General features: G+C 65.4%; 2 protein-coding genes and 1 pseudogene. 2 read left to right on the top strand and 1 reads right to left on the bottom strand.

Annotated elements, in window-relative coordinates; translation table 11 throughout:
- Positions 1–292 precede the first annotated feature (292 nt).
- Positions 293–712: a general stress protein gene (locus MTQ12_RS14655; RefSeq protein WP_232252480.1), complete on the bottom strand. Its 420-nt coding sequence runs from the start codon at positions 710–712 to the stop codon at positions 293–295.
- A gap of 755 nt (positions 713–1467) precedes the next feature.
- Here MTQ12_RS14655 and MTQ12_RS14650 point away from each other — a divergent pair.
- Together MTQ12_RS14650 and MTQ12_RS14645 are read left to right on the top strand one after the other, a co-directional pair.
- On the top strand, positions 1468–2559 hold the full coding sequence (locus tag MTQ12_RS14650; protein ID WP_247619202.1) for a hypothetical protein: 1092 nt from the start codon (positions 1468–1470) through the stop codon (positions 2557–2559).
- A 495-nt stretch (positions 2560–3054) separates the two neighbouring features.
- Positions 3055–4140: pseudogene (locus tag MTQ12_RS14645) on the top strand (IS3 family transposase); the annotation flags it as partial.
- Positions 4141–4240: the final 100 nt, after the last annotated feature.

The raw sequence follows: 4240 nt of genomic DNA, 5'->3' as shown, positions 1-4240 counted from the left end.
CATTCGGCGCTGCACTACCGACCGCCGATCGAGGCGCATTCTGATTGGATCAAACAGCAGACCACTACAGGCGTGGCCGCATAGGAAACCAAGAAAAGAAGCCTCTACCAAACCCAGGGCTTGACAAGGCTCCCGGTTGGTGGTGACAGGCACGCCGACGTCCCTGCTTCCCGGCGAGATCCGCTCCTGAATCCGCCCCAGCGGTGAGTGTCGGGGGAGCGCAGAGGGCCACGGCCCTCAGTACTTACTCGGGCGTGGGCCAGCACCCGGTCCGGGCCCGGGCCTTTGGCGGTCAAGTCGTGGGACGGCTGGCGTCGAGCTTGGCCTTGGCCGCCTCGACGTACTCGGCCTCCACGAGGATCTCGTAGGAGGACGCCTCCAGGCCCTGGACGCTACTGAAGTCCCGGCGCCCGCCGGTGGCCGCGTGGCCCAGCAACCCGAAGATCAGCCCCCACACCGCGCCCAGGAGCACCGCCCACAGGATTACCCACAGCCACCCCACGACCGTGAAAAGACCCAACAGCAAGCCAATGAGCAATCCCAGCCAGGCCCCGGAGGCGGCCCCGTACAGGGCGGCCTTGCCGTAGGTCATTCGCCCGGTGACCTGCTCAACCAGGCGCAGATCGGTGCCGACCAAGCGCACGTGCTCAACCGGGAACCCGGCGTCGGAGAGTTGATCGACAAGGCGCTGAGCCTGGTCATAGGAGGGCACTGTGCGCAGGACCTGGTAATGAGCCGAAGCAGTGGGTGGAAGAGAGGAGGGATGGGACATGCTTATCGTTTCCTGTTCGTGGTGACGATCCGACCCGGACGGTGGTCTGCACCCGGGGTTGCCGGGCACCTGGGTCGGGAGTGGACGGAAAGTTAGGAGGAGAAATCGCGGAACAGGCCGGGCACATCAGCACCCCTGGCCTCCCTTCTGGCCTCCCTTCCTCCCCCTCGAAATGTCGCGGACCTTACCAGGATAAGCATATTTATCTCTGCAGTAAACGCCCGGCCCGTCTTCGGCGCCTCGTGCCACACATGCCTTCCCGCTCGGGTTGCGGCGGGCCATAATTCGCCTTTCACGTGCCCGGCTTGCCGTCTTCGGAGCTGGGCCTTGACACCCCTGCACCGGGTACCCCCGCATCAGTACCGCACCTGCCGCTGGGCAGTCGATGCATCACCTGTCCGAACGGAATCGACCGGCCCCACGCTGATCACTGCTCCCACACCGCCGAAGCACTTCAACCGATCCGTCACTGCAGCATCATCGAGAAGCCGTCCTCGACACCGGCAGGTCCCGGGCCCGCTGACTGTGATGTCTTCGCGCTGGCGGCGTCGGCGGGGAGAGGATTTCGCAGTGAGCAGCACCGCTCTTTCCGGGATCGAGGCGACCACCGAATCCGGCCCGCGGTGCTGCACGAAACCTTGGGGGCTCCATCGAGCCAGTGGCAATCCGGCCCGTGGTTGCCTCACAATGGAGCGATGACTGCTGAGCGTTGCCGATCCACCGCCGATCCTGCCGAACCCCTTTCCGATGCCGAGCTGCTCATCGGCCTGGTGGTCTCACCATCCCTGAGTGCGGTGCTCGGCCCCGAGGTCACCACCTCGGTGCGCAAGATTTTGGTGCAGCGGTATCCGGGAGTGCGCTGGCAACTGAAGATGGCCGAAGACCGGCTGGTCGATCCACCCACCGAGACCTTGGACCTGCTGGAGGCGGCCCGAAACCGCGTGCTGGAGGAGAACTGGGATTTGGCCGTGGTGCTCACCGAGATCCCCCTGAAGACCGGCCGACGTCCGGTGCTCGCCCAGCTCAGCCCCGTGCACGGGGTAGGACTGGTCTCCGTCCCAACCCTGGGAGCCGTGCACGTGCGGCAGAAGGCGCAAGAGACCACCGTGGACGTGGTCGGGCAGCTCCTGGGCTACGACGCCGAAGACCGCAACGCCCAGCGGGATCTTGCTCGAAGAGCCCACCAGCTGTCCACCGATCTCGACGAACGCCCGGACGACAACGTCGTGCAGTTCACGGCCCGAGTGCTGAGCGGCAACGTGCGGTTGCTGCTGGGCATGATCCGCGCCAACCAGCCTTGGGCCTTCGTGGCCCGGCTCTCCCGGGCGATGGTCGTGGCAGCGGCCACCGGCATGCTGACATTGGTGGCCTCGGACCTATGGGTACTGGCCATGGACTACGGGCCGGTGCGCCTGGCCCTGCTGGCGGTGATGGCGATCGGGGCGGTGAGTGCCACCCTGATCCTGGGAGCCGGCTTGTGGGAGCGCCCACGGCGGCGAGCCCAACGTGAGCAGGTGATCCTGTTCAATTTGGCCACCACCGCGACCGTGGCCATCGGGGTTGTGGTGTTGTACCTCGTCTTATTCATCCTGTCCTGGGCCGGCGCGCTGCTGCTCATCGACGAGCAGGTACTGGCCGATGTCGCCGGCCACCCAGTGAACGCTTTGGACTACGCGAGGATCAGCTGGCTCACCGCCAGCCTGGCCACCGTGGGCGGAGCACTAGGAGCTGGACTGGAGGACGAAGATGTGGTGCGCGCCGCTGCCTACACCCGGTCCAGCACCTGACACAGCCCCAGCACAGAAGAAACTGAAACATCTCCGCGTTGATGCCACGTCTATGCAGGTGTCATTGCCGGTCGCGATGACTTGGTGGGCTCAGCGCAGTGCGCTGCCTCGTACTCGGCGGGTGGGGCGTTGCCGAGGCGGGTGTGCGGGCGGGCGCTGTTGTACCTGTCGATCCAGGCCAGGGTGAAGCACTCGACGTCGTCGACGGATCGCGGCGGTCCGGGCTGAAACCGGGAATGATCCCGGACCGCTTCGTTTGACGAACGCAGGAGGTGTCTAAAAGTGCGCTGTCCGCCGTGGGAAGCGACGATCTTCTCGCGACTGGTTACCGGCGCCTGGTCATTGCCAACATGCGGCAAAGCCTTGTGGTATCCGTGTAGGGCGATGGGGACTGCCGCACGAACAGGCGACAGTTGGGGTGTCAGGCCGCGAGGCTCACGGTGAACCGGCCCAGGTTTGATGCCGCTGCTGTTTAAGTCCGAGAGGATGGACAGCATGCCGAAGAAGATCGATCCCCAGCTGCGCGCGAGGTGCGTGCGGCTCGTGCGAGAGCACCAGCAGGAATACCCCTCCCAGTTCGCCGCGGTAGTCGCGGTCGCCCGCCAGGAAGGCGTCTCGAAGGAATCCGTGCGGCGGTGGTTGGCGCAGGCCGACGTCGACGACGGCACCCGGCCCGGCGTGACTAGCGAGGAGTCCGCCGAGGTCAAGCGCTTGAAGGCCGAGAATCGGCGGTTGCGGGAAGACAACGAGATCCTCCGGAAGGCGTCGATTTTCTTCGCGGGGGAGCTCGACCCCCGCAACCGCTGATCATCGCGTTCATCGATGAGATGAGAGCCGAGGGTTTCGCAGTCGAGTCGATCCTCCGTGTCCTGCGCCAGCAGGGCTTGGGGATCGCTGCACGGACCTACCGGTCTTGGAAGAGCCCGGCCCGAATCGCGACCCGCACCGTCACAGATGCCCTGGTAGAAGACCAGATCCGCACCCTGGCCTGGAAGGGTCAACGAGGCCACCGGACTGATCCAGATGACTCCCGAGGGTCTCTACGGGCGACGGAAGTGGGTCGCCCTGCTCCGCCGCCAGGCGGGGCTTGCCGCCACGTCTCGCGGAGCAGTGGACCGGGCGATGTGCACGCTTGGCCTCGAAGGTGTTCAGCGGGCGAAGAAGCTGCGCACCACCATCCCTGATCCGGACGGGAAACGTGCCGGTGACCTGCTGAACCGTGACTTCACCGCGGCGGCTGCGAACCTGGTCTGGGTCACGGACTTCACCTACGTCCGCACCTGGGCGGGCTTCGTCTATGTCGCGTTCGTCCTGGACGTGTTCGCCCAGCGGATCGTGGGCTGGCACGCGTCCTCGAGCAAGAAGGTCGACTTGGTCATGACGCCGCTGCGGATCGCGCTATGGCAGCGAGAACGGGAAGGAAACCCCATCTCACCAGGAGATCTGATCCACCACAGCGATGCCGGATCTCAGTACACAGCGATTCGGTTGACCGAGCATCTCGCGCTCGAGGGCATCGCGCCGTCGATCGGGACCGTCGGCGACGCTTACGATTGTCAGTCTGTTTCTGCCGGGTTCCGCGAGAATCGGGTAGTCCCGGCCGGCGCGGTTTGACCCTTGCTTATGATTGGCCCGCATGGTGCCTTTGCGTTGATCTGTCGACCGTCCGGCCGGGGCTGTA

The sequence above is a fragment of the Brevibacterium sp. R8603A2 genome, assembly GCF_023072605.1.
Taxonomy (GTDB): domain Bacteria; phylum Actinomycetota; class Actinomycetes; order Actinomycetales; family Brevibacteriaceae; genus Brevibacterium; species Brevibacterium pityocampae.
Note: the sequence above shows the minus strand (reverse complement) of the source record. Positions and strands in the feature narration are given on the sequence as shown.